Consider the following 26,363-nt stretch of genomic DNA (forward strand, 5'->3'; position numbering starts at 1 on the left):
CGGAGTTCCCGCATTGAAACACAATAGTTTAGCTCTCGTTTTATTATTCTCATTCGCGTTAGGCAATGCTTGTAGCAAAAAATTCGATCCTCAAAACGGCGTTTTGGTAGAGACCATACAAGCAAGCTCCTATCTGGAAGGTCATAGACCGGAAAACGTCTTTATCTCCGGAAAATCCTGGAAGCCTCTTCCTTCAAAAGCTCCGGAAGACGGAATTACCTTCTTTTTTTCCAACGCATCCAAATTGGACCAGCAAGGCACGACGGTTGGATTCGGGGAGATCGATGCGATCAAATTGGGATGCCCGAGTTCATCCGTTCAGAAATATTACGTTTACGTAAACGCAAGTTATCGCGGGTCTACTACCTGCGGGGAAAAACTTTCCATCAAGGGTTTCGTTCATTCTTTGTTCGTGTCTCCGAGCCCGGAAAAGAAGACAGACACGATCGAATTGGACGAGCTCGAATTTTACAGAAACGATAAGAAAGCCACCGTGCTTTTTCCAATCGGGATAGAAGGAAAAGTTATCGCAACTTCCATTGCGGATCCTAAAGAAGGTTATCCCGCTTATAATCTATTCGATGGTGCAAAAGAATTCGGTTGGGTGGAAGGCAAACCGGACGACGGGATCGGCGAGTCCGTAACCGTGGACTTGGAGAAGGAGATCACTCTTTCTGGCTTGGAGATCTATAATGGATACCAAAGATCCGTGGAGCATTATGCAAAGAACGGAAGGGTGGAAAAATTAGGAATTTCTAACGGGCAGGAGTCTGTATCCGTAAAGCTTTCGGATGTTTCAGGAGCGCAAAGGGTCCTGCTTCCTAAACCTCTAAGCGGCAAACAATTCAAGTTCACGATCGAATCTGCTTGGACCGGAGAAAAATGGAAGGACACGGCGATTAGCGAGATGATTTTCTTGGGTCCGAACTTCGAACGTTATACGGTAAGCGATAGTCAGTATCTTGCCAAAGAACAATCGACGATAGATAAATCCAAAGGAACCCTGATCGGAGAAATCCTGGGGAGTCGATTATACTCGGAAGATTGCGTAAACGACGGAGGTCGGAGCGTCGCCTTTCGGCCTAACGGGAGTTTCGTTTATTGGGAAAAGCTCGGCGGAACGACCGGTGTCGATACGGTAATGGACGGGAATTGGATTCTGGAAAAATCTTCTAAAGGGGATGGCCAAATTTATGTTTTCGGAAGATTATACCAGGTATTTCGGACTTTAAAGGATTATGGAGCCGGACCTTACGATTCGGAAAATATATCCGAAGAATCTAAAACCGAAATCTTCTCGGATCGGATTAAAATAAGTAAAGAGGATGTTCCTTCGGATTGCGACGGCAGTGTTTCTCAAGCGTTCGTCTTAAAAGGAAATAAGATCTACGGAAGCTTTCATTGAGTTTAGAAAGGATCGGATAATTCGGATTCTCGGCGGATGCATACCGCCGGGTATCGTTCTATTCTTTTTTTCCCCGGAATTTTTGCCCGGAAAAGACATCTATTGGTATGGAGTGCAGGCTAAGTCCTTATTGCATACGGGGAAACTTCATTCTCCGGATCCCTCTCCCGTTTTTTCTATAGTAGAGTTTTTGTTTCGGATTTTCGGAGAAACGGAGAGCACATTATTCCTGTTCGGTTTTATTACGTACGGTTTTCTCGTTCTCTCCGGATGGATCGGGATTCGGTTTCATTCTAAAAGCATTCGGATGGAAAACAGGATCGGATTTCCTTTCTTTCTTTTTCTCTCCGGGATTTGGATCTCTTTTCTTTATCCGAAGCAAGCCTGGGGATTAGGTTTCTTCGGAATGGGAATCGGTTTTTGGATCGGTCTTCTGCATTTGAAAGAAAGGAGGATCGGGAAACTTTCCTATTTGATTACGGCGCTAGTCTGTTTCGGAATCTCGATTTGGTTTCATTCCGTTTTTCTAATTTTGTCGGTTTGTATCCCGATCGGCATCGCTTTAAATTACTTGGCTTTGAAAAAAGCTTTAGATTTTTCCAAGGGCCTTTTAATCGGTTTTTCGTTTATCGTCCTCCTCTTTATTCTTCGGATTCTTTTGCCCGATTTGTCCTTTTCGGAGAGATGGAAGTTCGATTCGGATTTTTATTTTCCGATTTTAGAAACGTATCGCAGTTTCGGCTCCGCTCTTCTTCTGGAATGGTTTTTAGCATTCTTTCTGCTGTGGAGGAGAAAAACTTCGTTATTCTATCTTTGTCTTCTCGCAGCCTTCTTATTTCCCTGGGCTTCCTTCACGGATTTACAGTTCCGAATTTTTCTATCGGTGCTTTGGATTTCGGAACTTTCCATCGAAGGAAAAGAAACGGATCCTTGGTGGGGACTTCTTGTTTGCATGCTGTGGATCTTCGGTTTAAGATCCGATTCCACTCATTTCCGTCATAATTATCCCGAGTTTCGTAAGGCTTTGCATTCTCTTCCTAATGATTTTCGCCCGGGGTTATTGGTCGCTCACCATGGATTTTGCGAATTCATTAAATTTCATCGGGAACTGGATTGTCTTTCTTGGAAGCCCGACGAAAAGGCGAAGCAAGAATTGCCTTCCGGTTCCGAAATCTACCGAATCGTACAGGGCTTTTCCTCTAGGGAACTAGAGAGCTCTTTCGATTCGAACGGAGGCTCGATTTTTAAAAACGGAGTTCTGAATTTGGGGGATTACCTTTTAGTAAAAGAACGAGACTGGGATAGTTTCCAATCTATTAAGGAGAAGGAGAGGGATGAAGAAGTTCTTTCTAGAATCGAGAATTGGAGAAACCCTTTCCGGACAAGACCTAAATTCATCTTAAAAAAATACGGAAAGCCCGAATGAAAACGAATCCGTTCGACTTTAGAAAAAGAATCGTTCGGTCCCGTTTGCGGATGTTTCTAGGTACCTTGTATTTCAGAACGAAACGAAGGCTCAAATGGATATGGGAACGATCCGCTTTCGCTCGGAAAAGATCGGAGTCCGATCTCCCGTATACGATCTCTCGGCATAAATCTCCTCTTTTGCGCGAGCTAAAAGACGTGGAGATGATTTTACAATATAATAAAATTAAGAATCTAGAAATCGCTGCATCATGCATAGATGGGTTGATTTTGGAACCCGGCAAAGTCTTTTCCTTTTGGAGACTCGTAGGAAAGCCGAAATCGAGTAGGGGTTTTCTTCCGGGAATGCAGCTACGAAACGGAGGATTTTACTGTGCCGTAGGAGGAGGTTTATGCCAAATGACGAATCTGATCTACTGGATGACTCTACATTCTCCTCTTACCGTGATCGAAAGATGGAGGCATAGCTTCGATGTGTTTCCGGATTCCAAAAGAACTCTTCCTTTCGGCTCGGGCGCGACCTGCGCTTATAATTATGTGGACCTTCAAATTCGGAACGATACCAAATCGGATTTCCAGTTAAGAATCCGTCTAGATAAAGAATATCTAATGGGAGAATGGCGATCGGAATTTCCCGCACAACTGTCGTACGAAGTGTACGAATCCCGTCACGAATTTCGCTCGGAGCCCTGGGGCGGCTATACCAGGCGCAATGAAATCAGAAGGAAGATTTTCCAAGAAGGCGATCTCCTAAAGGACGAATTCCTGACGGAGAATGTGGCCTGGGTGATGTACGATCCTATTCTCCCTGAATGAAGTCGGCCTTAAGCTCCAAGTCATTTTGGCAGATTCTACCCAGAAGGCGGGTTGAATCTTGGTAGATTTAAAATTCCATCGGTCCGTTCCATTCCCTTGGATAGTTTTTGCATTTTTTGTATGTTATAGCAGATAATATCTTGTAAAACAGATGCTTCTTCTGTATTATTTGGGGAGGAGTAAGAAGAATGGCACTTAGACTAGGTGATGTGGCTCCGGATTTCCATGCGGAAACTTCCGAGGGCCCGATCGATTTTCATAAGTATTTAGGAGAAGGTTGGGGGATTTTATTTTCCCATCCCAAAGATTACACTCCGGTTTGCACGACAGAACTCGGCTACGTGGCGAAGATTAAACCGGAATTCGAAAAAAGAAACGTAAAGGTTCTGGCTCTTTCGGTGGATCCGCTGGATTCTCATAAAGGCTGGATCGGAGACATCAACGAGACCCAGAACACCACTGTAAATTATCCGATCATTGCGGATGCGGATCGCAAAGTCTCCGGACTCTACGATATGATTCATCCGAATGCAAGCGAGACCACTACTGTACGTTCCGTATTCGTGATCGGTCCTGACAAAAAGGTGAAACTCACTTTGACGTATCCCGCATCCACCGGTAGAAATTTCGACGAGCTATTGCGAGTGATCGATTCATTGCAATTAACCGCGAATTATAGCGTGGCGACTCCCGCCAATTGGAAGCACGGAGAGGATGTGATCATCGTTCCCGCAGTTTCCGACGAAGATGCGGAGAAGAAGTTCCCGAAAGGTTTCCGTAAGATCAAACCGTATCTGAGATACACCCCTCAACCGAATCGCTAAACTGAAAAAGAGAAGGAAGATCGTTTTCGCCTTCCTTCTCTTTTTTTTCGATCATCTTTCCGAAATTATTTCCTTCTATCGGAGATCGCTCGTTTGGCGATTTCCATTCTGAGATCCTGGGCTTTTTTTCTGGATTCTCGGATTTTATGTACTAGTGAAGGGGGACTAACGCTAGGATGGCCGGAGCGGAAAGGAGGATCCGGATTGTATTCCATCATGAGTTGTATTTCCTGAGCCGCTTCGCTTCCTCTAATCTCCGAGACCACTCGTAGAGCGAAATCAATCCCAGCAGTGATTCCTCCTCCCGTGATTCGATTCCGGTCGATTACCACCCTGTCGGTGGAGATTCCGATTTCGGGAAACAATTCTAGGACCGGTATCGAGAGCCAATGTGTGGTCGCCTTGTAGCCGTCCAGGACTCCCGCAGCGGCTAAGACCAATGAGCCGGTGCAAACGGAAGTCACGTATTTGCAAGACTCCGATCTGGCTCGGATCCAAGAGAGTAGGTTTTTGTTTTCCATCATCGGGTTGACTCCTATACCTCCCGGAACGAAAAGCAGATCCAAGTCCGATACTTCTTCCCAGGTTCGATCGGGAAGAATGGAGAGTCCCTTCTCGGAACGAACCGCTTCCTTTGTTTCGGCCAAGAGAAGGATCTCCGAGTCCGGCATCCTGGAAAATACTTCGTAAGGACCCGTGAGGTCCAATTGGGTCAGATCTGGAAAAAGAATCATACCGATTCGGAATTTTTCGGACATGTTTCTAAAGACTCCTTTCGTACCGCCGCACAAGCGAAAATTCCATTCTACCGGAATCCATAGCTTCGAATCTTCTCTATTGATCTATATTTTATTCTAATTTGGGATATTCCGAATTGGGAAGTAGAATATACCTGCTTGGCTAAGTCGATTTTCACCGAGGAATACAAGGCATTTCAAAAGCTCCTTCGAAAGGCGAGGGAGGAGTCCGGCTTGACTCAAACGGATGTGGCAAACGCCTTAAAGGCTCCCCAATCTTTTATTTCTAAAGTGGAAGCAGGCGATCGTAGAATCGATGTGATCGAGTTTTGGAATCTCGCAAAATTATACAGGAAACCGGTGGAGTTCTTCTTTCGATTCGAGGAAAAAGAAACTTCCAAATCCAAATCCAAGACTCTGAAAGTCGCTAGTTCCAAGAAAAAGTCCCGTTAAACCTTACTTGAGGCCGTTGGGAGCCAAACGAATCCTTTTATATCTTCTCGGAAAAGAGATAGTCAGAAAACTACTCCGCGGAAAGAAATAGATCCGTAGGTTTTTCGCAACCGTATGCTAAATGAGATTCGATCCGATTCGAAAAGTATTTCTTAGACCCACGAGCGCCTGGATAGCAGGTTTGTTTGCAACCGCAGTTTTTTTCTTCGTATTAGGCAGATCGAGCTATCGTAAATCCGAGACTTCTTTCTTTACAGGAGCTTCTTCGGAGATTTCCAGTTCTCGCAAATATCTTTCCGAAAGACCCCATCTTTTTCTACAGAATGTGCGATTCTATTGGCAGAAGGATATCTTTATCCAAACGAGTAGACTCGCTTTAGAAGCGATTCCTAAGAAAGGGGACCTTCTATTATTCGATCGCCCCGAATCCTTTTCTCTTAGGATTCTTTCCGGGAACATACAGATCACTTGCGCTAGCTTGGAAAAATTGATTAACGGAAGACTATTGGCCTTTCCGGAATCCACTTTAAGGAAGATTCGCCTCTCTCCGGTGTATCATAATGGCGTTTGGAAATTGAAGGTAACCGGAGAAGTCAAACTCATGGTTTGGGTCGGCTTCGAAGGGATCGCAAGTATAGGCTTGGATTTGGAGACGGGCAGGGTACTCATGGAAAACGAGTCCGTCCAGGCGCTTTTGAACCCGTATACCAAGGAATTATTGAATACGGTAGGTCTTTCCATAGAGGATTTGGTCCGTTTTCCGGAAGGAAAGGGTCTGATTATCAATGGAAATCGGATCTATTTCGAGCCTTTTTCCGTGTTTCCCGATCCACAGGTGGAGGGAACCCTTCGTAGTATAAAATTGCAAGCGGAGAATTTGGATATCGAGTTTCGTTCCGAATCGGATCCGATTCCTCCGAAGACAAATTCAAAAAACTTTATATTTGTTTCGGGAGGAAGAACTCTTTTCGGCGGGGTCCAGCTGAATCAAGGGAAGATTCTTCTCCAGGACGATCGGGAAAGCGATCCTTTCGAATTTTCCTTTCACGAATACAAAAAGGCTCTCTTTCGCGCTAATCTTAGAATGAGCGAGGACGGAGGCATTCAAATCCGTATGGAAGATTCCTTTCCTTCGCAATAGTTTCCTTTTTAGCTCCAAAAAATTTCAGGACCGGAACCGTTTGGCCTTCTACGAGGATCTTAGTCTCCAACGAAGTCCGTCTCCTGCGATTTCTTTCCTTTCCGTCTTTTGCACTTCGAACTCAATACACGAAATAATAAATTTCTGAAAATAAATTCCACTCCTCGGATACGTTAGGACCGACCTCGGGTCAATCAGACGTAGGGGAGAAAAATAATGGGTTTATCTTTTTCTAATATTTTCGGTTTCAATCTTCGAAAATCCTTCTCCGGGATATTCTGCGGATTCTTTCTGCTTGGACTCCAGGCTTGCATGTTGCCGCAAGTCCGCGTTGCAAATACGGGGGCGTATCCCTCCGACTATGTATATAAGGGGGATCTTGGGGGTCTGGAAAGAAGTTTGCACTCCGGTTTTTCGGTGGATACTAAAGACCCTTTTACTCGAAATTACACTCCTCTAATGATCGCCGCCAGGGAAGGAGAAACGGAGATCGCAGAATTTCTGATACGCAACGGCGCCGATGTGAACGCCAAGACTAGAGATGGACATACCGCGCTCATGATGGCGGTATACAATCGGAATATCCAGATCGTATCCTTATTATTAAGAAGTGGCGCGGACGTTCATGCCAAGACTCGCCAGGGACATACGGCTTGGTCGGAGGCGACTCTGGAAGATTCTACTAAGATCAAGGAACTTCTTTCGAACGCGGGAGCCGGGAAGTAAGTATGAAACCGCTTGTGGGGGCGATCGTAGTATTGTTTTTCTTGGAATCCTGCATGAACGAGGCCCGTTGCAACGAGGACTGTAATCGGGACTTTTCCATTTGCCTGCTTGTAGCGGGTGGCGGACCGAACGCTTTGGGATTCGCTTTGATTTGTCAAAACTCCTGCACAAACTGCAAGGAAAAATGCCGGTATATAGGCTCAGGCGGAAGCACGAGTCGTTCCAGAACCAGCTCTTCCGGAGGCGGAGGAGGAAGCGGCGGCGGATCCGGGGGAGGAGACGGTGGTGGCGGTCACGGCGGCGGGGGCCATGGCGGAGGAGGAATCATCCGCTTATGAAATTCGAATCCGTCTTCTACAAAGAAAAAAGAGAAACGGTTACCGGTTTCTCTCAGAAGATTCTATACGAAATGGAAGGATGGCTCTTAGAAAGTTATTTAGCGAATCCGATTTCGGGAGTAGAAGCTGTTTCCGGTTTACCGGAGGCTACTTCGTCGAAATAGGTTTCATAATTCGGGAAATTCGTTCCCATAATGCGATCCCAGAAATTGAAATAGAGGCTATAATTCCCGTGAAACTTTTGGTGATGCATATTATGATGAGTGGATGTGTTGATCCATTTGGTTAACGGATGGCTTGCCCAACCCTTGGGGAAAAATTCGTAGCCCAGGTGCCACCAAATATTCATCACCATAGCGTAGAAAGTATGAACTATGAAGACGCCGAAATGGATGGGGACCAAGCTGATAAACGGTACCACGTAGATCGCTTCTAAGAAGGCCTCCGCCCAATGGAAATTATAGGCTGCCAAAGGAGAAGGGTTTACGGATTTGTGATGCACTGAATGGACGTAGGGATAGATTTTCTTATGATGAACGAGTCTATGCATCCAATAAAACCAAGTTTCATGCCAGATCGTTATCAGAACTAAGCTGAAAATAGCATAGGCCCAGCCTCTTTCCGAGAAGTTGAAATACAACGCTCTCGGGAGGTATCCCAATTTTTGCAGGCTAAAGGAAACTACGGCAACCAGACTGAACATGACCAAAGTGACTCCGGATTGTTTGATCTCGAAGACCACTTTTTCCCATTTGGGAAAACTCTTTTGGATCCGGAATCTTTCGAAGGTTCCTTTTTTCCAAACCCAGAAAATAAAGAATGCCAATCCGGCTATAGGATAATACCGGACCACGTTCATGCTAAGTTGGAATACTGCGAAATTTCTCACACATTCCCAACCGAAGTCGCAAGCGTTAATGCTCATCTTGCCTCCCAAAATCGATTCGATTCTAAGGGCAAAAGCGTTTTGAGTCGTCCTGTCCGATCGATCCGGATGGAAATAAATGTCCAAACCGATCGAATCGGACCTTATTTTCTCTTTTTTTGACGGATTCTCTTGCGGTAATCGGAAGGAGTAAAGCCGGTTTCCTTTCGAAAAACCTCGTTAAAAGTCGATTTGGAGCGGAATCCGGAAGAATAGGCGACGGAGAGTAGAACTTCTTCCGGATCGGATTCGATTCTTTTTTTGGCCTCCAAAACCCTGTGTTCGTTTAATAGCTGGAAGAAATTCTTTTTCAAATCCGCATTCAGATACTCGGATAATTGGTGGGTGCTCAGGTTCAATTTTTGGGCCAGGTAAGAAAGGGTAAGATCCTCTTGTAGGAAGACTTTCTCCGAATCGAATAGATTCTCCAATCTTCTCCTGAGATCCTCCCGGTCCAATTTACCAAGTTGGGAGGCTCTGTATTTCTTTTCTTCCTCGACGACCTTTTGGACCTCTAGAAAGAATTCCGGATAACCTTGTCTCAAAACGTATAGAGCGCAAAGGAAGATTCCGATCAGGGATCCGACTCCTTCCAAGCCTCGGATGGATCCGATCAAAACGGAGAAGAAACCGTACAGTAGTATGATTAAGGAGAATAGACTCACGCCTAAGATCGTGAGCATCCTAGGATCTTTGTATACGGTGGTGTATCTTACCTGTAGGAAGATGCGGAATAGCGTGGAGAATAAAAAATAAAACATCACCCCCATAGTAACCATAACGGGAATTTTTAAGGAGAGAGGAAGACCCGTACTTTGTATGGTTCTGAGTAGTTCGATTTTTTCCGGACCTCCTGAAATATAGAAAGGCAGCATCCAAAGAAGAATGAGAAGAGCCGGCAGCATCTTGATCGAAAAAATCCGCTTGGATTCCGGAGGATTTCCCATGGCAAGAAGAAGGTAACGTTCCAAAAAAGGACCCATCAATGCGGACACAGGAAGATGAGTGAGATACAAACCGGGGAAATGAGAGATCATCTTGCAGGTGAGTAAAAACGCATGCGTGAGAAAAATTCCGACCAGAAAAAAGATAAATGCCAGTAGGTTTTGTTTTTCTCCGCGAGGAGAGGAGAACGTTTCTCCTAAGGAAAATAAGAAGGCGAGTCCCAAAGAAAAAGCCAAGAATAGGGAAGTATAGGATTGGTTTTCCATCCGAGATTACTGTAATTCCTTGATTCCTATTTTTTCCGCGGCCTTGAGAAGGGAAGAATCCGCGGAATATAATTTAGCGTTTCCTAAAGCGCAACTTGCTAACAAATGAGCGTCTATCCAACCGATTCCGGCTCCGGATAACGCATTTCTTTCCGTAAAGGTACGGACTTCCTGGTGGGTCGCGGAGGGAACCTCTTTGAGTTGGACGTATTCCACTAGAAACGAGGTCTTGTTTTTAAAATTTCCCAGGCTCAATTCTCCCTCTACCATCGGATGGCGCCTGACTAAGCCGGAGCCCAAAAGCTCCACCAATTTTGGATCCGATTTTCGGAGATGATTGATCCAGACGGAAGTATCTACTAAGACTCCGCTCATTTACCGGCTTTCTTCCGAATCGGACCTTCCGCCTTGGGATCGGTTCCTCCTAAAAGAGCCAGTCTTTCTGCGGATTTTTCCCGGATCAATGCCTTAAGGCCTTCTTGTACTAGGCGGGTTTTTTCTTGGATGCCGGTGTACATTTGGGCGCTATGGAACAGCTCGTCCGGGATATATAGAGTGGTTTTGACCGCTATCATATATGGCAGTATATGGTGAAATATGACAGCTGTCAAGGAAGGGGGGCGGAAAAATGATTCCGGATCCGAGTTCGTACGAGTCTAAGTTATGATTTCGGGATATTCTTCTCGTTGGTATTGCATGAGGTCTTTCAACTTATGTCGCATTCTCGGAATTATGTGAACTTGAGTTGGGGAAATGGCTGGGGAAACAGTTTCCCTAGCATAAACAATGCCAATCTCTTCCAAATACTTGCGCTAAAACCTTGACCGGGCGCCCCGGGTAAAAATACTGTGTATTTCTAGCTCCTCTTCCGGGAGCGGGTAACAAGACATGCCCTCTTAGCTCAGCGGTAGAGCACTTCCATGGTAAGGAAGGGGTCACCAGTTCAAGCCTGGTAGAGGGCTAAGGTTCTAATAGGTCTGTAGTTTAATGGTAGAACAAGGATCTCCAAAGTCCTTGGTGGGAGTTCGATTCTCTCCAGACCTGGAGTTCTCTCCGGGATCTACGTCGCAAGTAGGATGGACTAAGTGAAGTTAGGCACGTTTATACAGGAATGTAGGGAAGAGCTGAAGAAGGTTCAGTGGCCTAATCGCCAAGAAGTGGTTCAGTCCACTTTTGTGGTTTTAGGAACGGTATTATTCTTCTCCGCGTTTCTTTTTCTTTCGGATACCGCATTTGTGAAGCTTCTGACCGGATTCTGGAATCTGTAAGAAGCGATTATTAGGAAAATAGAAATCATGGCTGATTTGAAATGGTACGCGTTACAGACTTATTCCGGTCACGAGAATAAGGTCCAGAAGAACCTGGAGAAACTGATCCAACAGCGCAAGCTGGAGGAAAAAATTTCCCAAGTACGCATTCCTACCATGGAAGTCGCCGAGATGAAGAACGGCAAAAAGAAGGTCACTAAGAAAAAGCTCATGCCGGGCTACGTATTGGTGGAAATGGACATGGACGAGGATCTTCGTTTCATGATCCAAAGTCTTCCTTCGGTCTCCACTTTCGTGGGATCCAAGGACGGCGGACCCGAGCCTCTTTCCGTAGACGAGGTCAAGAATCTCTTCGCGGAAACCGGAGAGTTCAAATCGGAGGAGCCGGTCACTCCTCGCTTATTGTTTAAAGTGGGAGATAGCTTGAAGATTATCGACGGGCCTTTCGCGAATTTTACCGGAGTCGTAGACGAGATCTTCCCGGACAAGGGAAGACTCAGAGTGAAGGTGGAGATTTTCGGTCGCTCCACCCCTGTGGAATTAGATTATCTACAGGTCAAAACCGAACCCTGACCGGTGGGTGAACCGGGAGAAACAAATAAGGTGTTTCGCCAATGGCAGCAAAAAAAGTAGTAAAGCAGATCAAGCTCCAGGTTGAAGCCGGTAAGGCCAACCCTGCTCCTCCAGTCGGACCGGCTCTCGGTCAGGCAGGATTGAACATCATGGAGTTCTGCAAGCAATTCAACGAGAGAACCAAGGCCCAGATCGGGTACAAGCTTCCCGTTGTAATCACGGTATTCTCCGACAGGAGTTTTACATTCATTACCAAGGCTCCTCCGGCAGCGCTTCTCGTTAAGAAGGCGATCGGACTAGAGACCGGTTCCGCAACTCCCCATACAGTTAAGGTGGGGAAAATTACCCGTAAACAATTGGAAGAAATCGCCAAAACCAAAATGGCGGACTTGAACGCAAACGACCTGGACGGAGCCGTACAGATCATCGCGGGAACTTGTCGTTCCATGGGCGTAACGGTAGAGGGGTAAGCATGAAACGCGGAAAAAAATATCGCGCGGCTAAAGAGAAAGTCGACGCGCTGAAAGTATATCCGATCGAAAAAGCCGTAGAATTGGCTAAAGCATCTTCTTACACCAAATTCGACGGAACCATCGAGATCGCTACGAAAGTAAATTATAAATCTCTCCAGAACATTCGTGGAACCATTTCTCTTCCTCATGGAACGGGTAAATTGGTTCGAGTTCTTGTTTTCTGCAAAGGAGACAAGCAGAACGACGCGAAAAACGCAGGTGCGGAGTTCGTGGGCGATATGGACCTAATCGAGAAAGTCGCAGGTGGCTGGACCGATTTCGACGCTTGCGTCGCTACTCCCGACATGATGAAGGACGTAGGTAAGCTCGGACCGATCTTAGGACGTAAAGGTTTAATGCCTAAGCCTAAGGCTGGAACAGTTACTAACGATGTTGCGAAAGCAGTCGGCGAACTGAAATCAGGACGTATCGAGTATCGTCCCGACAAAGGCGGCGTGGTTCACCTAGGGGTCGGTAAAGTTAGCTTCGAGCCTAACAAGCTTGTGGAAAACATCCGCACCGTAGTGCAAACCCTTCTCCGAGACAAACCCTCGGATGCAAAAGGCGATTATCTGAAAACTTTCTCCGTTTCCCCTACTATGGGTGCAGGCGTGAAAGTAGACGTTAAGGAACTGGTCAACACGTCCCTCTAAGGGCGAGTAGACGGGAGTAGAAACCAATGCCCAGCCAGGAAAAATTCGAAGCAGTCGCCCTATTGAAGGGCAAATTAGAAAAGCGTAGCGACTTCATCCTAGCCAGCTACAGCGGACTCACAGTAGAGGAGATCACCGGTCTTCGCGCGAAACTTCGTAAAGAAGGTTCCGAGATGAAGGTGATTAAGAACAATCTCTTCCTTCTCGCACTGAAAGAATCCGAAAAGCATAAGGATAAGAATATCGCCTTCGGTCCCGAATACCAAGGACCGCTAGCCGCGATCTTCTCAGAGGACAATCTTCCCACAGTTGCGAAAGTCCTGAAGGAATTCGCAAAAACCAATAAAAACCTGATCTTAAAAGCGGGTTATTTGGACGGGTCGATTTTGGACGCGGAGGGAGTGGATGCAATCGCAGGTCTTCCTTCCAGAGAGCAACTCTTGGCTCAGATCGCGGGCGGTATCAACGGTCCGGCAAGAAGCATCGCTTCCGGCCTGAACCAAATTATCGCAGGACTTGCGCGCGCTATCCAAGCGGTCGCAGAGAAGAACAACCAGTAAGAACACATTTAGTAGTTAAAAGGACCAAACGGAATCAAAGGAGCACCCTATGTCTACCACTGAAGCGTTATTAGAGCAACTCGGCAAACTTACCCTCGTGGAAGCTGCTGATCTAGTTAAGAAAATGGAGGAGAAGTTCGGAATTTCCGCAGCGGCTCCAGTAGCAGTAGCGGCTGCAGCACCAGCAGGTGGCGGAGCAGCGGCAGGCGGAGCAGAAGAACCTGCTTCTTTCAACGTAATCTTGAAAGGTTTCGGAGATAAAAAAATCGAAGTTATCAAGGTTGTTCGCGAGATCACCGGTCTGGGCTTGAAAGAAGCTAAAGATCTGGTAGAAGCTGGCGGAAAATCCGTTAAAGAAGGCGTTGCAAAAGCAGAAGCTGACGATCTTAAAAAGAAATTAGAAGCTGTCGGCGCTCAAATCGAACTCAAGGCAGTCTAATCAGAGGCCGAGGCTTTGTCTCCTCGATATCTGATTACAATCCTTTCACTTAGGCAAGGAGGCCGGCGGGCCTTCCTTGCCGTATTGCATTTTATCGCGCACGTTATTATTTTCCAAAACCCACAGGGGGCACACGAATGTACGGTCAAGTAGAGAGAAAAAGGGTAAACTTCGGTAAGATCACCAATCTGGATTACCTACCTAACTTGATTCAGATTCAGAAGAAGTCCTTCGACTGGTTTCTTCAATCCGAAGTTAAGGACCCCACTAAACGGAAGAACCAAGGCTTAGAAGCCGTTTTCCGGGAAACTTTCCCTATCGAAAGTCCGAACAACGACATGGTGATGGAATACAGCCACTATGTCCTGGGAGAGGCTAAGAAAAACCCGCAGGAGTGCAAAGACACAGACGCTACTTTTGCTCTCCCGTTAAAAGCGGTCATTCGACTCATCATCAAGGAAACCGGAGAGATCCGAGAGCAGGTCGTCTATATGGGCGATCTTCCCGTAATGACAGAGCAGGGAACCTTCATCATCAACGGAGCAGAGCGAGTGGTCGTTTCCCAGCTCCACCGTTCTCCCGGTATCTTCTTCTCTTACGATTCTGAGAGAGATACTTATTCTGCCAGAGTGATTCCATATAGAGGATCCTGGTTGGAATTCGAGATGGACAATAAGGGAATCCTGGTCGCAAAAATCGACCGTAAGAAAAAATTCCCGGCTACTCTTCTCGTCAAGTCCCTGGGTCACGGAACGAACGAAGAAGTTCTTCGTCTTTTCTACAAATCCTCCAAGGCGAAAATCGGAGGAGCTTCCACCAAGGAACTCAAACGTCTGATCGGACGCAGAGTGATCGCAGACGTGATCAATATGGAAACCGGAGAGGTTATGCTCGATGCCGGTTCCAAGATCAACGAGGACAATATCTCCATCCTGAAAGAGATGAAGGTGAAAGAAGTCGAGCTGGTGGAATATCCTAAAGACAAGGATAATCCCGTTTTAGTGAACTGCTTGGAAAAAGACGGAGTCAACGATTACGAAGACGCAATCCTGAAATTTCACGGCATCATGAGACAAGGCGAGCCTTCCACGATAGAAAACGCGGAAACCGAATTAACTCGCCTATTCTTCTCTCCTAAAACTTTCGATCTGGGAGACGTTGGTCGTTATAAGATCAACAGCAAATTCGAGTTCAATAACCCGAAAGAATTCTCCAGTGCTCGCGAAAGAGTCTTAAGACCTGCGGATATTATCGAGACCGTACGTTACCTTCTCAACCTGATCTCCGAAACCGAGAACTACTATCCGGACGATATCGACCACCTAGGAAACCGTCGTATCCGTTCCGTCGGTGAGCTCATCGCAAACCAACTCAAAGTCGGTTTCACTCGCGTGGAAAGAGTGATCAAAGAAAGGATGACCGTGCAAGAAGTGGGAACTCAGACTCCTCAACTTCTCATCTCCATCAAACCGATCACCGCGGTGATCAACGAGTTCTTCGGATCCAGCCAATTGTCCCAATTCATGGACCAGACCAACCCTCTGGCGGAACTCACTCACAAACGTCGTTTGAACGCTCTAGGACCCGGCGGTCTTTCCAGGGACAGGGCGGGTATGGAAGTGCGGGACGTTCACTACAGCCACTACGGTCGTATGTGTCCGATCGAAACTCCTGAAGGTCCGAACATCGGACTCATTCTTTCCATGTCCTCTTATGCTAGAGTGAACGATTACGGATTCCTCGAGACTCCTTATCGCACCGTTAAGAACGGACGTGTGGGAAACAATATCGAATATTTAACCGCGGATAAGGAAGAATACCATTCCATCGCGGTTTCTTCTTCTCCTGTGGATGAGAAGGGCGAGTTCAAGAGCAAACTGATCTCCACTCGTCACCGTTCCGATTACCCTTTCCGCAACCCGAACGAGATCCAGTACATGGACCTGACTCCTATGCAGGTAGTCTCCGTTTCCACCGCTCTCATTCCGTTCCTGGAGCATGACGACGCAAACCGCGCGCTCATGGGTTCCAACATGCAACGTCAGGCGGTTCCTCTTCTTCGCCAAGAGGCTCCTTTCGTGGGAACCGGTATGGAAACCCGTGCAGCTTACGATTCCAGAATCTGTATCATCTCCAGACACGACGGAGTCGTGAAATATGTGGATGCGGAGAAGGTGATCATAGAACGCAAGGGCGGAAAAGAATCCGATACCTACGATCTTACTAAATTCAAGAAGACCAACCAAGGTACTTGCTTCAACCAAACTCCCGTAGTCGGAGTGGTTCACTCCGAAATCGACGGAAGAGTAACCAAAGTAAGCAAAGAGAAAATCGAAGTGACCGCGGATAACGGAAGCGTTCGAGAATACAGCCTGACTTCCGGTCTGAAGCAATACCAACCTCTTATCTCTTCCGGAGAAGAAGTTCGCAGAGGATCCACTCTCGCCGGCCAGATCGTTCTGGGTGAGAGAATGGATGAGAATGGAAACATCCTCCAGAAGGGTACGGTCCTTGCCGACGGTCCTGCAGTGGATAACGGAACTCTCGCACTCGGACGTAACGTTCTCGTAGCATTCATGCCTTGGGAAGGTTACAACTTCGAGGATGCGATCCTAATTTCCGAAAAAGTCGTTAAAGACGATATATTCTCTTCTATCCATATAGAAGAATTCGAAATCCAAGCTCGTGAGACCAAACTCGGACAAGAGCAGATTACAAGAGATATTCCGAATCTTTCCGACAAGGCCTTCCGCGATCTAGATGAGACCGGTGTGATTCGCGTCGGAGCAGAAGTGAAACCGGGAGATATTCTGGTAGGTATGGTGACTCCTAAAGGAGAAACGGACCTCACTCCTGAATACAAACTTCTTCACTCCATCTTCGGTGAAAAAGCGAAGGAAGTAAGAGATTCTTCTCTTCGTATGCCGAACGGTTTCGAAGGGACCGTAATCGATATCAAACGCTTCTCTCGTGAGAGAGGGGACGAACTTCCTGCCGGCGTGGAAGAAATGGTGAAAGTCTTCGTAGCTCGTAAGCGTAAGCTTCTGGTCGGAGACAAGATGGCCGGACGTCACGGTAACAAAGGGGTAGTCGCACGTATCATGGCCGAAGAGGACATGCCTTACATGGAAGACGGTACTCCGATGGATATCGTGTTGAACCCGTTAGGCGTTCCTTCTCGTATGAACCTGGGTCAGATTTTCGAAACTCAACTCGGACTTGCTGCAAGCAAGCTGGGAATCAATTTCGAAACTCCGGTTTTCGACGGAGCTACTGAAGCGGATGTAGAGAAGTATTGCAAGGAAGCGAATCTTCCTCTCAGCTCTAAATTCAAATTGTATGATGGACGTACCGGACTTCCGTTCATGAACGAAGTATTCTGCGGATTCATCTACATGTTGAAACTCGCGCACTTGGTGGATGACAAGATTCACGCACGTTCCACCGGACCTTACTCACTTGTTACTCAGCAACCTCTGGGAGGAAAGGCTCAGTTTGGTGGTCAGCGTCTCGGAGAGATGGAGGTTTGGGCTCTCGAAGCTTACGGCGCATCCCATACTCTTCAGGAACTTCTCACCATCAAATCCGACGATATGTTGGGCAGAGCGAGAATCTACGAAGCCATCGTAAAAGGAATCCATTCCATCAAGCCTGGAATTCCGGAATCCTTCAACGTATTAGTACAGGAACTCAGGGGACTTGCCTTGGACATCGTCATCACCGACTCGGAAGGTAACAGCATCGATATCTCCGACTACGAGGACGAATATTCCAAGAGCAAGAAGAAGATCAAATTCGAGACAATCGAGAACGCCTAAGGGTAAGGTAGCATGAGATCCAATAACGACTTCGAATCAATCACAATCAGACTGGCTTCTCCCGACAGGATCAAAGAATGGTCCTACGGAGAAGTCAAGAAACCGGAAACGATCAACTACCGTACTCTGAAACCGGAGCGCGACGGTCTATTCTGCGAAAAAATCTTCGGAACCACCAAGGACTGGGAATGCTATTGCGGTAAATTCAAGTCCATCCGTTACAAGGGTGTGGTTTGCGACAAATGCGGGGTCGAGGTAACTCACTCCAAAGTTCGTCGTGAGCGTATGGGGCATATCGAACTCGCAGCTCCAGTTTCGCATATCTGGTACTACCGTTCCGTTCCTTCCAGAATGGGACTTCTCTTGGACATGACCATCAATCAGCTCAAGAGCGTTCTTTATTTCGAGAAATACGTCATCATCGATCCGGCTGATACCGGAAGAAATCGCGGCGAACTCATCGACGAAGAAGAATACCACGCTTATCTGGACGAATACGGCGACAAATTCGTAGCAGGTATCGGTGCGGACGCGATCAAAGAACTTCTTTCCCGTATCGATGTGGATGCGGAAGCACGCATCATCCGCCAAAAAATCCAGGATAAGGAAAAAATCTCCGACAAGAGAATCCTAAAGCGTCTAGAAGTTTTGGAAGCGTTCCGTGATTCCGGTAACCGTCCCGAGTGGATGGTTCTGGACGTTGTTCCTGTCATTCCTCCCGAACTCCGCCCAATGGTTCAGTTGGAGGGTGGACGTTTCGCTACTTCCGATTTGAACGATCTATATCGTCGTGTTATCAACAGAAACAACCGTCTAAAACGCCTTCTCGCCTTGAAAGCTCCCGAGATCATCGTTCGTAACGAAAAACGTATGCTCCAGGAAGCGGTGGACGCGTTATTCGACAATAGCCGCCGCAAACGTACCGTAAAAGGTAAAGGGAACCGTCCTCTTAAATCCATCTCGGACATGCTGAAAGGAAAGCAGGGACGTTTCCGCCAAAACCTACTCGGTAAGAGGGTGGATTACTCCGGTCGTTCCGTGATCGTGGTCGGTCCTGAGTTGAAATACCACGAGATGGGTCTTCCTAAGAAGATGGCTCTCGAACTATTTAAACCTTTTATTATGAAGCGTTTGGTGGATCTGGACCTGGCTCCTAACATCAAATCCGCTAAGAAGAAGGTGGAAGCGGAAGAAAAAGAAGTCTTCGACGTTCTGGAAACCGTCGTGAAAGAACACCCGGTCATGTTGAACCGTGCTCCTACCCTTCACCGTTTGGGAATCCAGGCCTTCCTTCCTATCCTAGTAGAAGGTAAAGCCATCAAGTTGCATCCTCTGGTATGTCACGCGTTCAACGCGGACTTCGACGGGGATCAAATGGCGATCCACGTTCCTCTGACTCCTAAGGCTCAGTTGGAAGTATGGATGCTAATGCTTTCTCCTCACAATATCTTGAACCCTGCGAACGGTCACCCGATCTGTGGACCTACTCAGGATATCGTACTCGGGATTTATTATCTAACCTCCGAGCTTCCAACCGAAGCGGGAGTTCCTCTCAAGTCCTTTGCGAATTTGGATGAAGTGGTTTATGCGATCGACCGTGGCGTCATCGAATACAGAACCAAAATCTCCGTTCTTCACCAAGGAAAGATCCTGGAAACCACCCCGGGAAGATTGATCTTCAATACGGTTCTTCCGGAAGGATATCCTTACGTGAACCGTGCTCTCTCCGATAAAGAGACGAACCGAATCATCGCAGAAGTTTACGAGAAATACGGGCCGGCTCAAACCGTTCTGATGCTCGACGATATCAAGAAATTAGGATATCGCTACGCTACTATTTTCAGCCCGACCATCTCTATCGAAGACATCCGCGTATCCCCGGGTAAAGTTACCCTGGTCGGCGACGCGAATAAGGAAGTGGAAAGGGCTGACGGAGAGTATCGTAAAGGTATTATCACTAACGAAGAACGTAAGAAGAAGGTAATCGAGATCTGGACTAAAACCAATGACCTCATCACCGACTCCATGTTCAAAGAACTCGAGAAGGACAAGGGCGGTTATAACCCTGTGTTCATTATGGCCGCATCCGGCGCCCGCGGATCCAAACAACAGATCCGTCAGTTGGCTGGTATGCGCGGTCTGATGGCGAAACCTTCCGGAGAGATCATCGAGCTTGCGATTCGCTCCAACTTCCGCGAGGGATTGAGCGTTCTTGAATTCTTCATCTCCACTCACGGTGCTCGTAAAGGTCTTGCGGATACGGCGTTGAAAACTGCCGACGCAGGTTACCTAACCCGCCGTTTGGTGGATATTTCCCAAGACGTGATCGTCGCAGAGGACGATTGCGGAACGGAAGAGTCTATCACTCTCGGAACCGTAAAAGAAGGGGAGAATGTTATCGTTTCCTTGAGCGATCGTGTATTCGGTCGTTACACCGCGGAAGACATCGTAGACCCCGTTTCCGAAAATGTAGTGTATCCTAAGGATACTCTGATTACGAGGGAAGTTGGTCAGAAATTGGAGAACCTTGGTTACGAGAAAATCAAGGTTCGTTCTCCTCTAACCTGCGAGGCTCGTTGGGGAATCTGTATTAAATGTTACGGTATGGATATGGCTCGTCTGACTCCTGCGGAAATCGGAGAGGCAGTCGGAACCATCGCCGCTCAGTCCATCGGGCAGCCTGGAACTCAGCTCACGATGCGTACCTTCCACATCGGTGGTGCCGCGTCCGCTAAGGTCCAAGAGAAGGAGCACAAAGTCGGATACCGCGCGATCGTTAACGCGATCAACGGACGTACTCTCCAAACTGCCGATCGCGGTCTGATCTTCACTCGCCGCGGATCCATCGTAGTACAAAGATTGATCCAACAGTTCAATTCTTCCGAGCTCACCAACCTTCGCGTGGAGAACGGTCAGAAGGTGGACAAGGGAGAGCTAGTCGCTACTCTGTCCACCGGTGAGAACGTTACCTCCGAAGCGCCGGGAACGATTAAGATCGCCGACGGTCTTTTCCGAATCTTGGGAGAAGAAGCGGTAGTTCCCGTTAAGACAGGAACTTCCTTGAACGTGAAGGAAACTCAGATCACCGAAGCGAATCAAGCTTTGGCCGAGTTCGACCCATTCAACGAGATCGGCGTTTCCGAGATCGAAGGAAACGTGGCTTGGGTGGATTTGGAAGTCGGTAAGAACGTTCGACGCGACGAGGACGTTAAGACTTCAAACGTTATCTATAAGGTAATCGAGCAACGTAGGGATAAATTGGTTCCGAGAATCGTGGTAACTTACGGTTCTACTAAGGAAGAATATCTGGTTCCTGTGGACGCTATTATCTCCGTTCTGAACGGAGATAAAGTGAAGGCAGGGGACATTCTATTCAAGATTCCTACCGTAGCGGAAAAAACCCGGGATATTACCGGTGGTCTTCCTCGCGTGGATGAGCTCTTCGAGGCACGTCGCCCGAAAGATGCGACTACTCTGGCTGAGACGGACGGACGTATCGAAGATAACGGAGAAATCGTAAAAGAAAAACGGGTTCTCTACATCGTTCCGGATAACGAAGAATTAGATAAAGTTAAAGTAACGATTCCGATCGGTAAACAGCTCCGAGTTCGTCACGGGGACTTCGTAAAACGCGGAGACCAGATGGACGACGGAAATCTGGATCCTCACGATATCTTGAGAGTAAAAGGTGTAACCGCTCTTCAAGTGTATCTGGTGCAAGAGGTCCAAGAGGTTTACAGACTGCAAGGGGTGCATATCAACGATAAGCACATCGAAGTGGTCGTTCGCCAGATGATGCGTAAGGTTCTGATCACCGACTCCGGAGACACTTCCTTCGTAAACCAACAACAGGTGGATCGTTTCGCCTTTATCGAGGAAAACAAGCGAGTCGTAGCGGAAGGGGGATCCCCCGCACAGTCCGTTCCGATTCTCTTGGGATTGACCAAGGCTTCTTTGAATACCGAGTCATTCTTCTCTGCTGCTTCCTTCCAGGAAACAACCAAGGTTTTGACCGACGCGGCGATCAAAGGTAAGACCGACAATCTAATGGGACTTAAGGAGAATGTGATCATCGGTCATATGATTCCTGCGGGAACCGGAATGAGAAAGTATAGGGACGTCGCCGTATTCAAGGAAACTTACGGAGATCTGGATCGTCCTCTGGAAGTGGAAGAGGAAGAGATTCCCGTAGCCATACCGGAAGACAGCGAGAACTAAAGGAAAGCTTTACAATAGAGCAGGCTCGGGCGAACTGGTAAAATAGGTCACCGGCCTGCGAAAAAGAAGGGATTCATGCCTACAATTAGCCAACTTATAAGACACGGCAGGAAGAAACAGAAGAACAAATCTAAATCTCCTGCATTGAAAAGCTCCCCTCAGCGTAGAGGAGTATGCACTAGGGTGACTACGTTCACTCCTAAAAAACCGAACTCTGCAATGCGGAAAGTAGCAAGGGTTCGTTTGACCACCGGAATCGAAGTAACCGCTTACATTCCAGGTGAGGGACATAACCTGCAAGAGCACAACGTTGTTCTGATTCGCGGGGGAAGGGTAAAAGACCTTCCAGGGGTTCGTTATCATATTATCCGCGGTACCTTGGATACTCTAGGTATCGACAAACGTCGTAAGGGTCGTTCTAAATACGGAACGAAAAAACCTAAGGCGTAAGAGGTTAAGGAATGTCTAGAAGAAGAGGAAAAGTAGAGCCCCGTAAGATCCAAGCGGATCCGGTTTACAGCGACACAAATATCGCTAAGTTCATCAATTGCTTGATGGTGGACGGAAAGAAATCCGTAGCAGAAACCTTATTTTACGATGCATTAGATCTCGTTCAGAAAAAGACCGGAAACGATCCTTACGTTACTTTCAAAGAAGCTTTGGAAAACGTAAAGCCTCAGGTCGAAGTTAAATCCCGCCGCGTAGGTGGTGTGACTTACCAAGTTCCTATCGAAGTTCGTCCGGAAAGACGTTTAGCTTTAGGAATCAGATGGTTGATCCGTTATTCCAGGGACAGAAACGAGAAAGGTATGGCGAACAAGCTGGCTGCCGAGTTTATCGAAGCTCAGAAAGGCACCGGTGCCGCTATCAAGAAGAAAGAAGATATCCGTAAAATGGCAGATGCTAACAAAGCATTCAGCCACTATCGCTGGTAACCCCCCTCCCTCGTATATTTCGCTTCGCGAAATACTCGGGGCGGGCCCCTGGGGACAACACCCGGGGGAAATTAGGCATGAATCAGGGATCCGAAAGGATCCCTTTTTTGTTTATAGACATAGGGGAAGGGGCGATGGTAAAATTAGGGAATACCAGAAGAACGTCTTAAGCACTAAGCACTGAGAGGTTTGTTTCGTATGTTCTGCGGATTATTTCAGAGTATATAAGATCGTACGCTTAGTTCTCCCTCTAAGAGTGGATTGACCCACTTTTTTGATTTTAAATTTGGTTAAGTCGACCTCTTTCAGTGTTTCTTCCGTGAATAAGATCGGGACACCCGCTCTCTTGGTTAATTTTTCCATTCTGGCGGCGATGTTTACAGTGTCTCCGATTACAGTAGTGTTCATTCTGGTTTCCGTTCCGACCGTTCCTAAGACAACTTGACCGTAATGGATGCCGATTCCTATTCTTATTTTTTCCGAACCTTCTCCTAGTAAGAGATCGTTGAATTTATCTAACTCTTGAAGCATTTCCTTGGCCGCTTTTAGCGCATTATCAGAGTGATGAAAAAGAGCCATGACTCCGTCTCCAATGAATTTGTCGATAAAGCCGTCATTACGAGTAATTACCGGTTCCATATGTGCAATGTAACGGTTTAGACTTTGGAAAATATCCCCCGCAGATAGTTTTTCTGCGATGGAAGTAAAGCCTCTGATGTCTGCGAAAAGTACAGTCAGCTTTAGAGTGGTGGCTTCTCCAGGATTAACGGAAGCCAGGTCGGTTGATTTCAATTCCTTGAGAAATTGAGAAGGAACGAACTTGGAACTCGCATTTAAAAGGGAACGAACTTTGTTTTGAGAAAGGACAAGTTCGGAAATATCGCTTCTGATTCCGATATACTCTTTATTGGTTCCATCCGGATTTTTTATAGGAATGATAGTAGTACTAACGATGTATTTGCTTCCATCCTTTGCTCTATTTTCCACGATTCCTTTCCAGATTCTACCGGATTTGATCGTAGACCACATTTCTCGAAAGGCTTCCTTTGGCATATCCGGATGACGGACGATATTATGCGGCTTGCCGACTAATTCTTCCCGATTGTATTTGGAGAGTCGACAGAACTCGTCATTAGCGTAGGTAATTCTGCCATGTAGGTTGGTCATGGATACGATCGTGCTTTTGTCGATTGCGTCCTTGTACTGGCTCAGAAGTTCTTCTAAGTCGGTTTTCTCCGCAAAATCCTGATTTTCGGACGCGATTTCCTGCTCCATACCGATGACCTTCCTTCCACTTTTACCGTATTGAATAGGCTCACCTAGCGTCAAGTAAGTTGGACCGATAGGAAGAGGGGCCGACCGGAGTGCGACAGGAACTGCAATTTAAGGAATCATAATGCGTCCCATAAGAGTGAGGGTTTGATATATTCTCTTATTTTGAACGGCAATTTAGTAGGCGTTCGGCGGATATGAAGATCGGCCGGTCCCAAGGAAAGTCCTTTCTCTCGGACCGTTAATTTCGGTAATACAGCGTATTGAGAATCATGTTGTTGATATCGATATCCTGCATCCCGTGTTGGTTCGTTCTGAGAAAGCAATTCCTTCTTGCTTCGATGAGCTTTTCGATCAAGAAGTTCTTATCCAAGTCGCTTTGGAGTAAATCCAGAGGATGGATGGTCCGTGAGGCTCCCTTGTTCCGGATCATTTGCTCGATTTGCTCTTTCAATTCCGACTTGGAGAAACTATTTTCACTTTTCCCGAATTTCTTTTCTATTTTTGAAATCAGAAACTCATATGACTGATTTCGAACGTAATCCTGTTCGCTCTTGAAGTAATCCAAGGTTTTTGCCGACAAATCATTTGGGCGAAGTTCTAAATAAACTTCTCTCCCTTCCGGCCCCGCATTATCCAATAAAATGTAGGTCCCGTTTACGAAGATCTCATGGTCTTTTTCGGTTTCTAAAAATTTGCCGATTCTTTTGGCACAAATCGGGGTGCATATTCTTCTAAGAATACTGGTAAGCGATCGTTTAATCTTGGGATTCTTTTCCTTTTCTAACAGATCCAATAGATGCTCAACGCTTTCTTTGCCGTAGACTCCGTATAAATGAGTTCTCTGAGCGTGACCATCCACATTTACAACGTGTTGCGGAATAAAAAAAGCCGTAGCCTCCGTTTGCAGGAATTTATCGTCGATTTGTTTTAAAAAACCGGGGACCTGCTTGTAGCTCATATAAAGCGAAAGTAAGAAAAACTGTTGGCTGTTTGAAGAGATAATCGGCTTTTTGGGATCGATTCTTTGATATACTTTTGAAAGAAAAGCTGCCCTCTCCGATTTCTTATCGGAAAGCGCGATGAAATACGTTAAATCCATGAGAACTAACGAGTTCGGTTCTTTGGACTCGATCTCCTGTTCCAATATTCGAACGAGTACGGGGACCGAATCATCTTTGTCCTTAGAGAATAAGGACCAATTATCATCCATTGTCTGATTGTATTCTTTCAGCTTTTCTTTGTCGCTTGTCGGAGAGATGGATCTCAAGGAATCCACGGCCTTAAAAATCTCCTTTTCGTAGGAGGATTCGGCCACGGCGGACATTTCGGCGGATAAGAGAAGGATTAAGCAGAATGTAGTTTTTAAAAAATTCATTAGTTTTTTGTTATGTTTTTTAGTAATTTGAATTTATGAAGCAAATGTCTCATGGCTTCGCGTTCTCTGTTGGTTACATGAACCGAAGATTATAGAATAGATGCGTATTTTTCATGAATTGGATTAATTTATCCGGATCTTCCGAAAGATAGAGAATATAAACATCCGCCTGATTGTCTTTGTGAAGTGCGGTAATACTACAATATTTGAATTTACTATCCGATCCTGGTCTCATTTCGAAGGAAACATTGCTTCCCCAGTCCGCTCCGAACTCGTCCTTAACCGCTTTGGGCGGAAATTCCGTGTAACCTGTCGCGACATTTTCTCCGCCCAGATTTTGTAGAAAGACCGCGTAATGAATTAGATAGTCGTCTTTTTTCGGAGGGACCATCACCGCGGAAGGATCCTTCTTCTTTATTTCGGCGATTTCCCTAAGAAGTCCGGGAACGGATTTCAAGATATATCGTATCTCGATTTGATCGTCATCGGAACGCAACGCGTAGTCGTAGCGATACGGTACTTTCGGATCCTTGGCGATTAATCGAAAATTTGGAGGGACGACTTGCCGGATCAGTAATTTGGTTTCGGCGAGCTTCTCCTTAAATCCGTCCATGTATTCCGGCTTTTCCCTGCGGCTCGTCGATTTGCAGGAAAGGAGTAGCAATAAGAGTAAGGGTAAAACGAATATTCTTTTCATAGGAATCCTTTTGTAAAAGTTAAATTCTCCGAAATTAAT

26 protein-coding genes and 2 tRNA genes are annotated in these 26,363 nt (G+C 46.6%); 20 read left to right on the forward strand and 8 right to left on the reverse strand.

What is annotated here, in order from left to right:
• Positions 1-13 precede the first annotated feature (13 nt).
• The 4 genes from LEP1GSC061_RS18620 to LEP1GSC061_RS18635 all read left to right on the forward strand — a co-directional run bounded on the left by LEP1GSC061_RS18620 (position 14) and on the right by LEP1GSC061_RS18635 (position 4,470).
• On the forward strand, positions 14-1,405 hold the full coding sequence (locus LEP1GSC061_RS18620; RefSeq protein ID WP_198014288.1) for a discoidin domain-containing protein: 1,392 nt from the start codon (positions 14-16) through the stop codon (positions 1,403-1,405).
• A gap of 82 nt (positions 1,406-1,487) precedes the next feature.
• The gene (locus tag LEP1GSC061_RS18625; RefSeq protein WP_016547041.1) at positions 1,488-2,831 is read left to right on the forward strand and encodes a hypothetical protein; all 1,344 of its coding nucleotides are present in this window, start codon (positions 1,488-1,490) and stop codon (positions 2,829-2,831) included.
• Positions 2,828-3,646 (forward strand): VanW family protein, encoded by an 819-nt coding sequence (locus LEP1GSC061_RS18630; protein ID WP_016547395.1) that lies wholly within the window; start codon positions 2,828-2,830, stop codon positions 3,644-3,646. The genes LEP1GSC061_RS18625 and LEP1GSC061_RS18630 overlap by 4 nt, the downstream gene beginning before the upstream one ends.
• 188 nt (positions 3,647-3,834) lie before the next feature.
• Positions 3,835-4,470: a peroxiredoxin gene (locus LEP1GSC061_RS18635; protein ID WP_016547078.1), complete on the forward strand. Its 636-nt coding sequence runs from the start codon at positions 3,835-3,837 to the stop codon at positions 4,468-4,470.
• 65 nt (positions 4,471-4,535) lie between these two features.
• Here LEP1GSC061_RS18635 and LEP1GSC061_RS18640 read toward each other — a convergent pair whose 3' ends face one another.
• Positions 4,536-5,228 (reverse strand): DJ-1/PfpI family protein, encoded by a 693-nt coding sequence (locus tag LEP1GSC061_RS18640; RefSeq protein WP_016547180.1) that lies wholly within the window; start codon positions 5,226-5,228, stop codon positions 4,536-4,538.
• Between the two features lie 138 nt (positions 5,229-5,366).
• On the opposite strand from LEP1GSC061_RS18640, the gene LEP1GSC061_RS18645 reads away from it, so the two are divergent.
• The 4 genes from LEP1GSC061_RS18645 to LEP1GSC061_RS21765 all read left to right on the forward strand — a co-directional run bounded on the left by LEP1GSC061_RS18645 (position 5,367) and on the right by LEP1GSC061_RS21765 (position 7,865).
• Complete coding sequence (locus LEP1GSC061_RS18645; protein WP_040510000.1) at positions 5,367-5,660, forward strand: helix-turn-helix domain-containing protein; 294 nt, start codon at positions 5,367-5,369, stop codon at positions 5,658-5,660.
• 121 nt (positions 5,661-5,781) lie between these two features.
• Complete coding sequence (locus LEP1GSC061_RS18650; RefSeq protein WP_016547420.1) at positions 5,782-6,801, forward strand: hypothetical protein; 1,020 nt, start codon at positions 5,782-5,784, stop codon at positions 6,799-6,801.
• A gap of 216 nt (positions 6,802-7,017) precedes the next feature.
• A complete protein-coding gene (locus LEP1GSC061_RS18655; protein ID WP_084680541.1) occupies positions 7,018-7,527 on the forward strand; it encodes an ankyrin repeat domain-containing protein in 510 nt (169 codons plus the stop codon).
• 2 nt (positions 7,528-7,529) lie between these two features.
• Positions 7,530-7,865, forward strand: a complete 336-nt coding sequence (locus LEP1GSC061_RS21765; RefSeq protein WP_016547335.1) for a hypothetical protein — start codon at positions 7,530-7,532, stop codon at positions 7,863-7,865.
• A gap of 94 nt (positions 7,866-7,959) precedes the next feature.
• Here LEP1GSC061_RS21765 and LEP1GSC061_RS18665 read toward each other — a convergent pair whose 3' ends face one another.
• From LEP1GSC061_RS18665 to LEP1GSC061_RS18680, 4 genes are all read right to left on the reverse strand, one after another.
• Positions 7,960-8,790 carry a sterol desaturase family protein gene (locus LEP1GSC061_RS18665; protein WP_040510115.1) on the reverse strand — a complete coding sequence of 277 codons (831 nt, stop codon included), beginning with the start codon at positions 8,788-8,790 and terminating at the stop codon, positions 7,960-7,962.
• 104 nt (positions 8,791-8,894) lie between these two features.
• Positions 8,895-10,001, reverse strand: coding sequence for a helix-turn-helix domain-containing protein (locus LEP1GSC061_RS18670; RefSeq protein ID WP_016547337.1), 1,107 nt, complete (start codon positions 9,999-10,001; stop codon positions 8,895-8,897).
• 6 nt (positions 10,002-10,007) lie between these two features.
• The gene (locus LEP1GSC061_RS18675) at positions 10,008-10,376 is read right to left on the reverse strand and encodes a type II toxin-antitoxin system VapC family toxin (RefSeq protein ID WP_016547365.1); all 369 of its coding nucleotides are present in this window, start codon (positions 10,374-10,376) and stop codon (positions 10,008-10,010) included.
• The gene (locus LEP1GSC061_RS18680; protein ID WP_040510003.1) at positions 10,373-10,576 is read right to left on the reverse strand and encodes a type II toxin-antitoxin system VapB family antitoxin; all 204 of its coding nucleotides are present in this window, start codon (positions 10,574-10,576) and stop codon (positions 10,373-10,375) included. Before LEP1GSC061_RS18680 ends, LEP1GSC061_RS18675 begins: the two co-directional genes overlap by 4 nt.
• Positions 10,577-10,891: 315 nt before the next feature.
• Between LEP1GSC061_RS18680 and LEP1GSC061_RS18685 the strand changes: the two genes are divergently transcribed.
• From LEP1GSC061_RS18685 to rpsG, 12 genes are all read left to right on the forward strand, one after another.
• A tRNA-Thr gene (locus LEP1GSC061_RS18685) sits at positions 10,892-10,963 on the forward strand.
• 11 nt (positions 10,964-10,974) lie between these two features.
• Positions 10,975-11,045 (forward strand) — tRNA-Trp (locus LEP1GSC061_RS18690).
• A 41-nt stretch (positions 11,046-11,086) separates the two neighbouring features.
• Positions 11,087-11,269: a preprotein translocase subunit SecE gene (secE, locus tag LEP1GSC061_RS21300; protein WP_016547057.1), complete on the forward strand. Its 183-nt coding sequence runs from the start codon at positions 11,087-11,089 to the stop codon at positions 11,267-11,269.
• Between the two features lie 27 nt (positions 11,270-11,296).
• Entirely contained in the window at positions 11,297-11,842 is a 546-nt protein-coding gene (nusG, locus tag LEP1GSC061_RS18695) for a transcription termination/antitermination protein NusG (protein WP_016547122.1), read from the forward strand.
• 41 nt (positions 11,843-11,883) lie between these two features.
• Positions 11,884-12,312: a 50S ribosomal protein L11 gene (gene rplK / locus LEP1GSC061_RS18700; RefSeq protein WP_016547176.1), complete on the forward strand. Its 429-nt coding sequence runs from the start codon at positions 11,884-11,886 to the stop codon at positions 12,310-12,312.
• Positions 12,313-12,314: 2 nt separating this feature from the next.
• Positions 12,315-13,007 (forward strand): 50S ribosomal protein L1, encoded by a 693-nt coding sequence (gene rplA / locus LEP1GSC061_RS18705; RefSeq protein ID WP_016547233.1) that lies wholly within the window; start codon positions 12,315-12,317, stop codon positions 13,005-13,007.
• 26 nt (positions 13,008-13,033) lie between these two features.
• Positions 13,034-13,567, forward strand: coding sequence for a 50S ribosomal protein L10 (gene rplJ / locus LEP1GSC061_RS18710; protein WP_016547308.1), 534 nt, complete (start codon positions 13,034-13,036; stop codon positions 13,565-13,567).
• A gap of 49 nt (positions 13,568-13,616) precedes the next feature.
• Complete coding sequence (rplL, locus tag LEP1GSC061_RS18715; RefSeq protein WP_040510009.1) at positions 13,617-14,006, forward strand: 50S ribosomal protein L7/L12; 390 nt, start codon at positions 13,617-13,619, stop codon at positions 14,004-14,006.
• A gap of 137 nt (positions 14,007-14,143) precedes the next feature.
• Positions 14,144-17,824, forward strand: coding sequence for a DNA-directed RNA polymerase subunit beta (gene rpoB, locus LEP1GSC061_RS18720; protein ID WP_016547423.1), 3,681 nt, complete (start codon positions 14,144-14,146; stop codon positions 17,822-17,824).
• Positions 17,825-17,836: 12 nt separating this feature from the next.
• Positions 17,837-22,042, forward strand: coding sequence for a DNA-directed RNA polymerase subunit beta' (gene rpoC, locus LEP1GSC061_RS18725; protein WP_016547243.1), 4,206 nt, complete (start codon positions 17,837-17,839; stop codon positions 22,040-22,042).
• A gap of 75 nt (positions 22,043-22,117) precedes the next feature.
• Positions 22,118-22,492: a 30S ribosomal protein S12 gene (rpsL, locus tag LEP1GSC061_RS18730; protein WP_040510012.1), complete on the forward strand. Its 375-nt coding sequence runs from the start codon at positions 22,118-22,120 to the stop codon at positions 22,490-22,492.
• Between the two features lie 11 nt (positions 22,493-22,503).
• A complete protein-coding gene (rpsG, locus tag LEP1GSC061_RS18735) occupies positions 22,504-22,977 on the forward strand; it encodes a 30S ribosomal protein S7 (RefSeq protein ID WP_016547068.1) in 474 nt (157 codons plus the stop codon).
• Positions 22,978-23,187: 210 nt separating this feature from the next.
• On the opposite strand, the gene LEP1GSC061_RS20915 is transcribed toward rpsG, so the two are convergent.
• The 3 genes from LEP1GSC061_RS20915 to LEP1GSC061_RS18750 form a co-directional block, all read right to left on the reverse strand.
• Entirely contained in the window at positions 23,188-24,252 is a 1,065-nt protein-coding gene (locus tag LEP1GSC061_RS20915; RefSeq protein WP_016547151.1) for an adenylate/guanylate cyclase domain-containing protein, read from the reverse strand.
• A 238-nt stretch (positions 24,253-24,490) separates the two neighbouring features.
• Positions 24,491-25,627: a hypothetical protein gene (locus tag LEP1GSC061_RS18745; protein ID WP_016546948.1), complete on the reverse strand. Its 1,137-nt coding sequence runs from the start codon at positions 25,625-25,627 to the stop codon at positions 24,491-24,493.
• 73 nt (positions 25,628-25,700) lie between these two features.
• Entirely contained in the window at positions 25,701-26,324 is a 624-nt protein-coding gene (locus tag LEP1GSC061_RS18750) for a hypothetical protein (protein WP_040510117.1), read from the reverse strand.
• Positions 26,325-26,363: the final 39 nt, after the last annotated feature.

Origin of the sequence: Leptospira wolffii serovar Khorat str. Khorat-H2 (assembly GCF_000306115.2) — a bacterium.
Lineage (GTDB): Bacteria > Spirochaetota > Leptospiria > Leptospirales > Leptospiraceae > Leptospira_B > Leptospira_B wolffii.

Bases quoted from the DNA above. Each gene is read 5' to 3' on its own strand.
- LEP1GSC061_RS18630 (WP_016547395.1), top strand. From the start codon at position 2,828: ATGAAAACGAATCCGTTCGACTTTAGAAAAAGAATCGTTCGGTCCCGT.
- LEP1GSC061_RS18635 (WP_016547078.1), top strand. From the start codon at position 3,835: ATGGCACTTAGACTAGGTGATGTGGCTCCGGATTTCCATGCGGAAACT.
- LEP1GSC061_RS18640 (WP_016547180.1), bottom strand. From the start codon at position 5,228: ATGTCCGAAAAATTCCGAATCGGTATGATTCTTTTTCCAGATCTGACC.
- LEP1GSC061_RS18650 (WP_016547420.1), top strand. From the start codon at position 5,782: ATGAGATTCGATCCGATTCGAAAAGTATTTCTTAGACCCACGAGCGCC.
- LEP1GSC061_RS18655 (WP_084680541.1), top strand. From the start codon at position 7,018: ATGGGTTTATCTTTTTCTAATATTTTCGGTTTCAATCTTCGAAAATCC.
- LEP1GSC061_RS21765 (WP_016547335.1), top strand. From the start codon at position 7,530: ATGAAACCGCTTGTGGGGGCGATCGTAGTATTGTTTTTCTTGGAATCC.
- LEP1GSC061_RS18665 (WP_040510115.1), bottom strand. From the start codon at position 8,790: ATGAGCATTAACGCTTGCGACTTCGGTTGGGAATGTGTGAGAAATTTC.
- LEP1GSC061_RS18670 (WP_016547337.1), bottom strand. From the start codon at position 10,001: ATGGAAAACCAATCCTATACTTCCCTATTCTTGGCTTTTTCTTTGGGA.
- LEP1GSC061_RS18675 (WP_016547365.1), bottom strand. From the start codon at position 10,376: ATGAGCGGAGTCTTAGTAGATACTTCCGTCTGGATCAATCATCTCCGA.
- LEP1GSC061_RS18680 (WP_040510003.1), bottom strand. From the start codon at position 10,576: ATGATAGCGGTCAAAACCACTCTATATATCCCGGACGAGCTGTTCCAT.
- nusG (WP_016547122.1), top strand. From the start codon at position 11,297: ATGGCTGATTTGAAATGGTACGCGTTACAGACTTATTCCGGTCACGAG.
- rplK (WP_016547176.1), top strand. From the start codon at position 11,884: ATGGCAGCAAAAAAAGTAGTAAAGCAGATCAAGCTCCAGGTTGAAGCC.
- rplA (WP_016547233.1), top strand. From the start codon at position 12,315: ATGAAACGCGGAAAAAAATATCGCGCGGCTAAAGAGAAAGTCGACGCG.
- rplJ (WP_016547308.1), top strand. From the start codon at position 13,034: ATGCCCAGCCAGGAAAAATTCGAAGCAGTCGCCCTATTGAAGGGCAAA.
- rplL (WP_040510009.1), top strand. From the start codon at position 13,617: ATGTCTACCACTGAAGCGTTATTAGAGCAACTCGGCAAACTTACCCTC.
- rpoB (WP_016547423.1), top strand. From the start codon at position 14,144: ATGTACGGTCAAGTAGAGAGAAAAAGGGTAAACTTCGGTAAGATCACC.
- rpoC (WP_016547243.1), top strand. From the start codon at position 17,837: ATGAGATCCAATAACGACTTCGAATCAATCACAATCAGACTGGCTTCT.
- rpsL (WP_040510012.1), top strand. From the start codon at position 22,118: ATGCCTACAATTAGCCAACTTATAAGACACGGCAGGAAGAAACAGAAG.
- rpsG (WP_016547068.1), top strand. From the start codon at position 22,504: ATGTCTAGAAGAAGAGGAAAAGTAGAGCCCCGTAAGATCCAAGCGGAT.
- LEP1GSC061_RS20915 (WP_016547151.1), bottom strand. From the start codon at position 24,252: ATGGAGCAGGAAATCGCGTCCGAAAATCAGGATTTTGCGGAGAAAACC.
- LEP1GSC061_RS18745 (WP_016546948.1), bottom strand. From the start codon at position 25,627: ATGAATTTTTTAAAAACTACATTCTGCTTAATCCTTCTCTTATCCGCC.
- LEP1GSC061_RS18750 (WP_040510117.1), bottom strand. From the start codon at position 26,324: ATGAAAAGAATATTCGTTTTACCCTTACTCTTATTGCTACTCCTTTCC.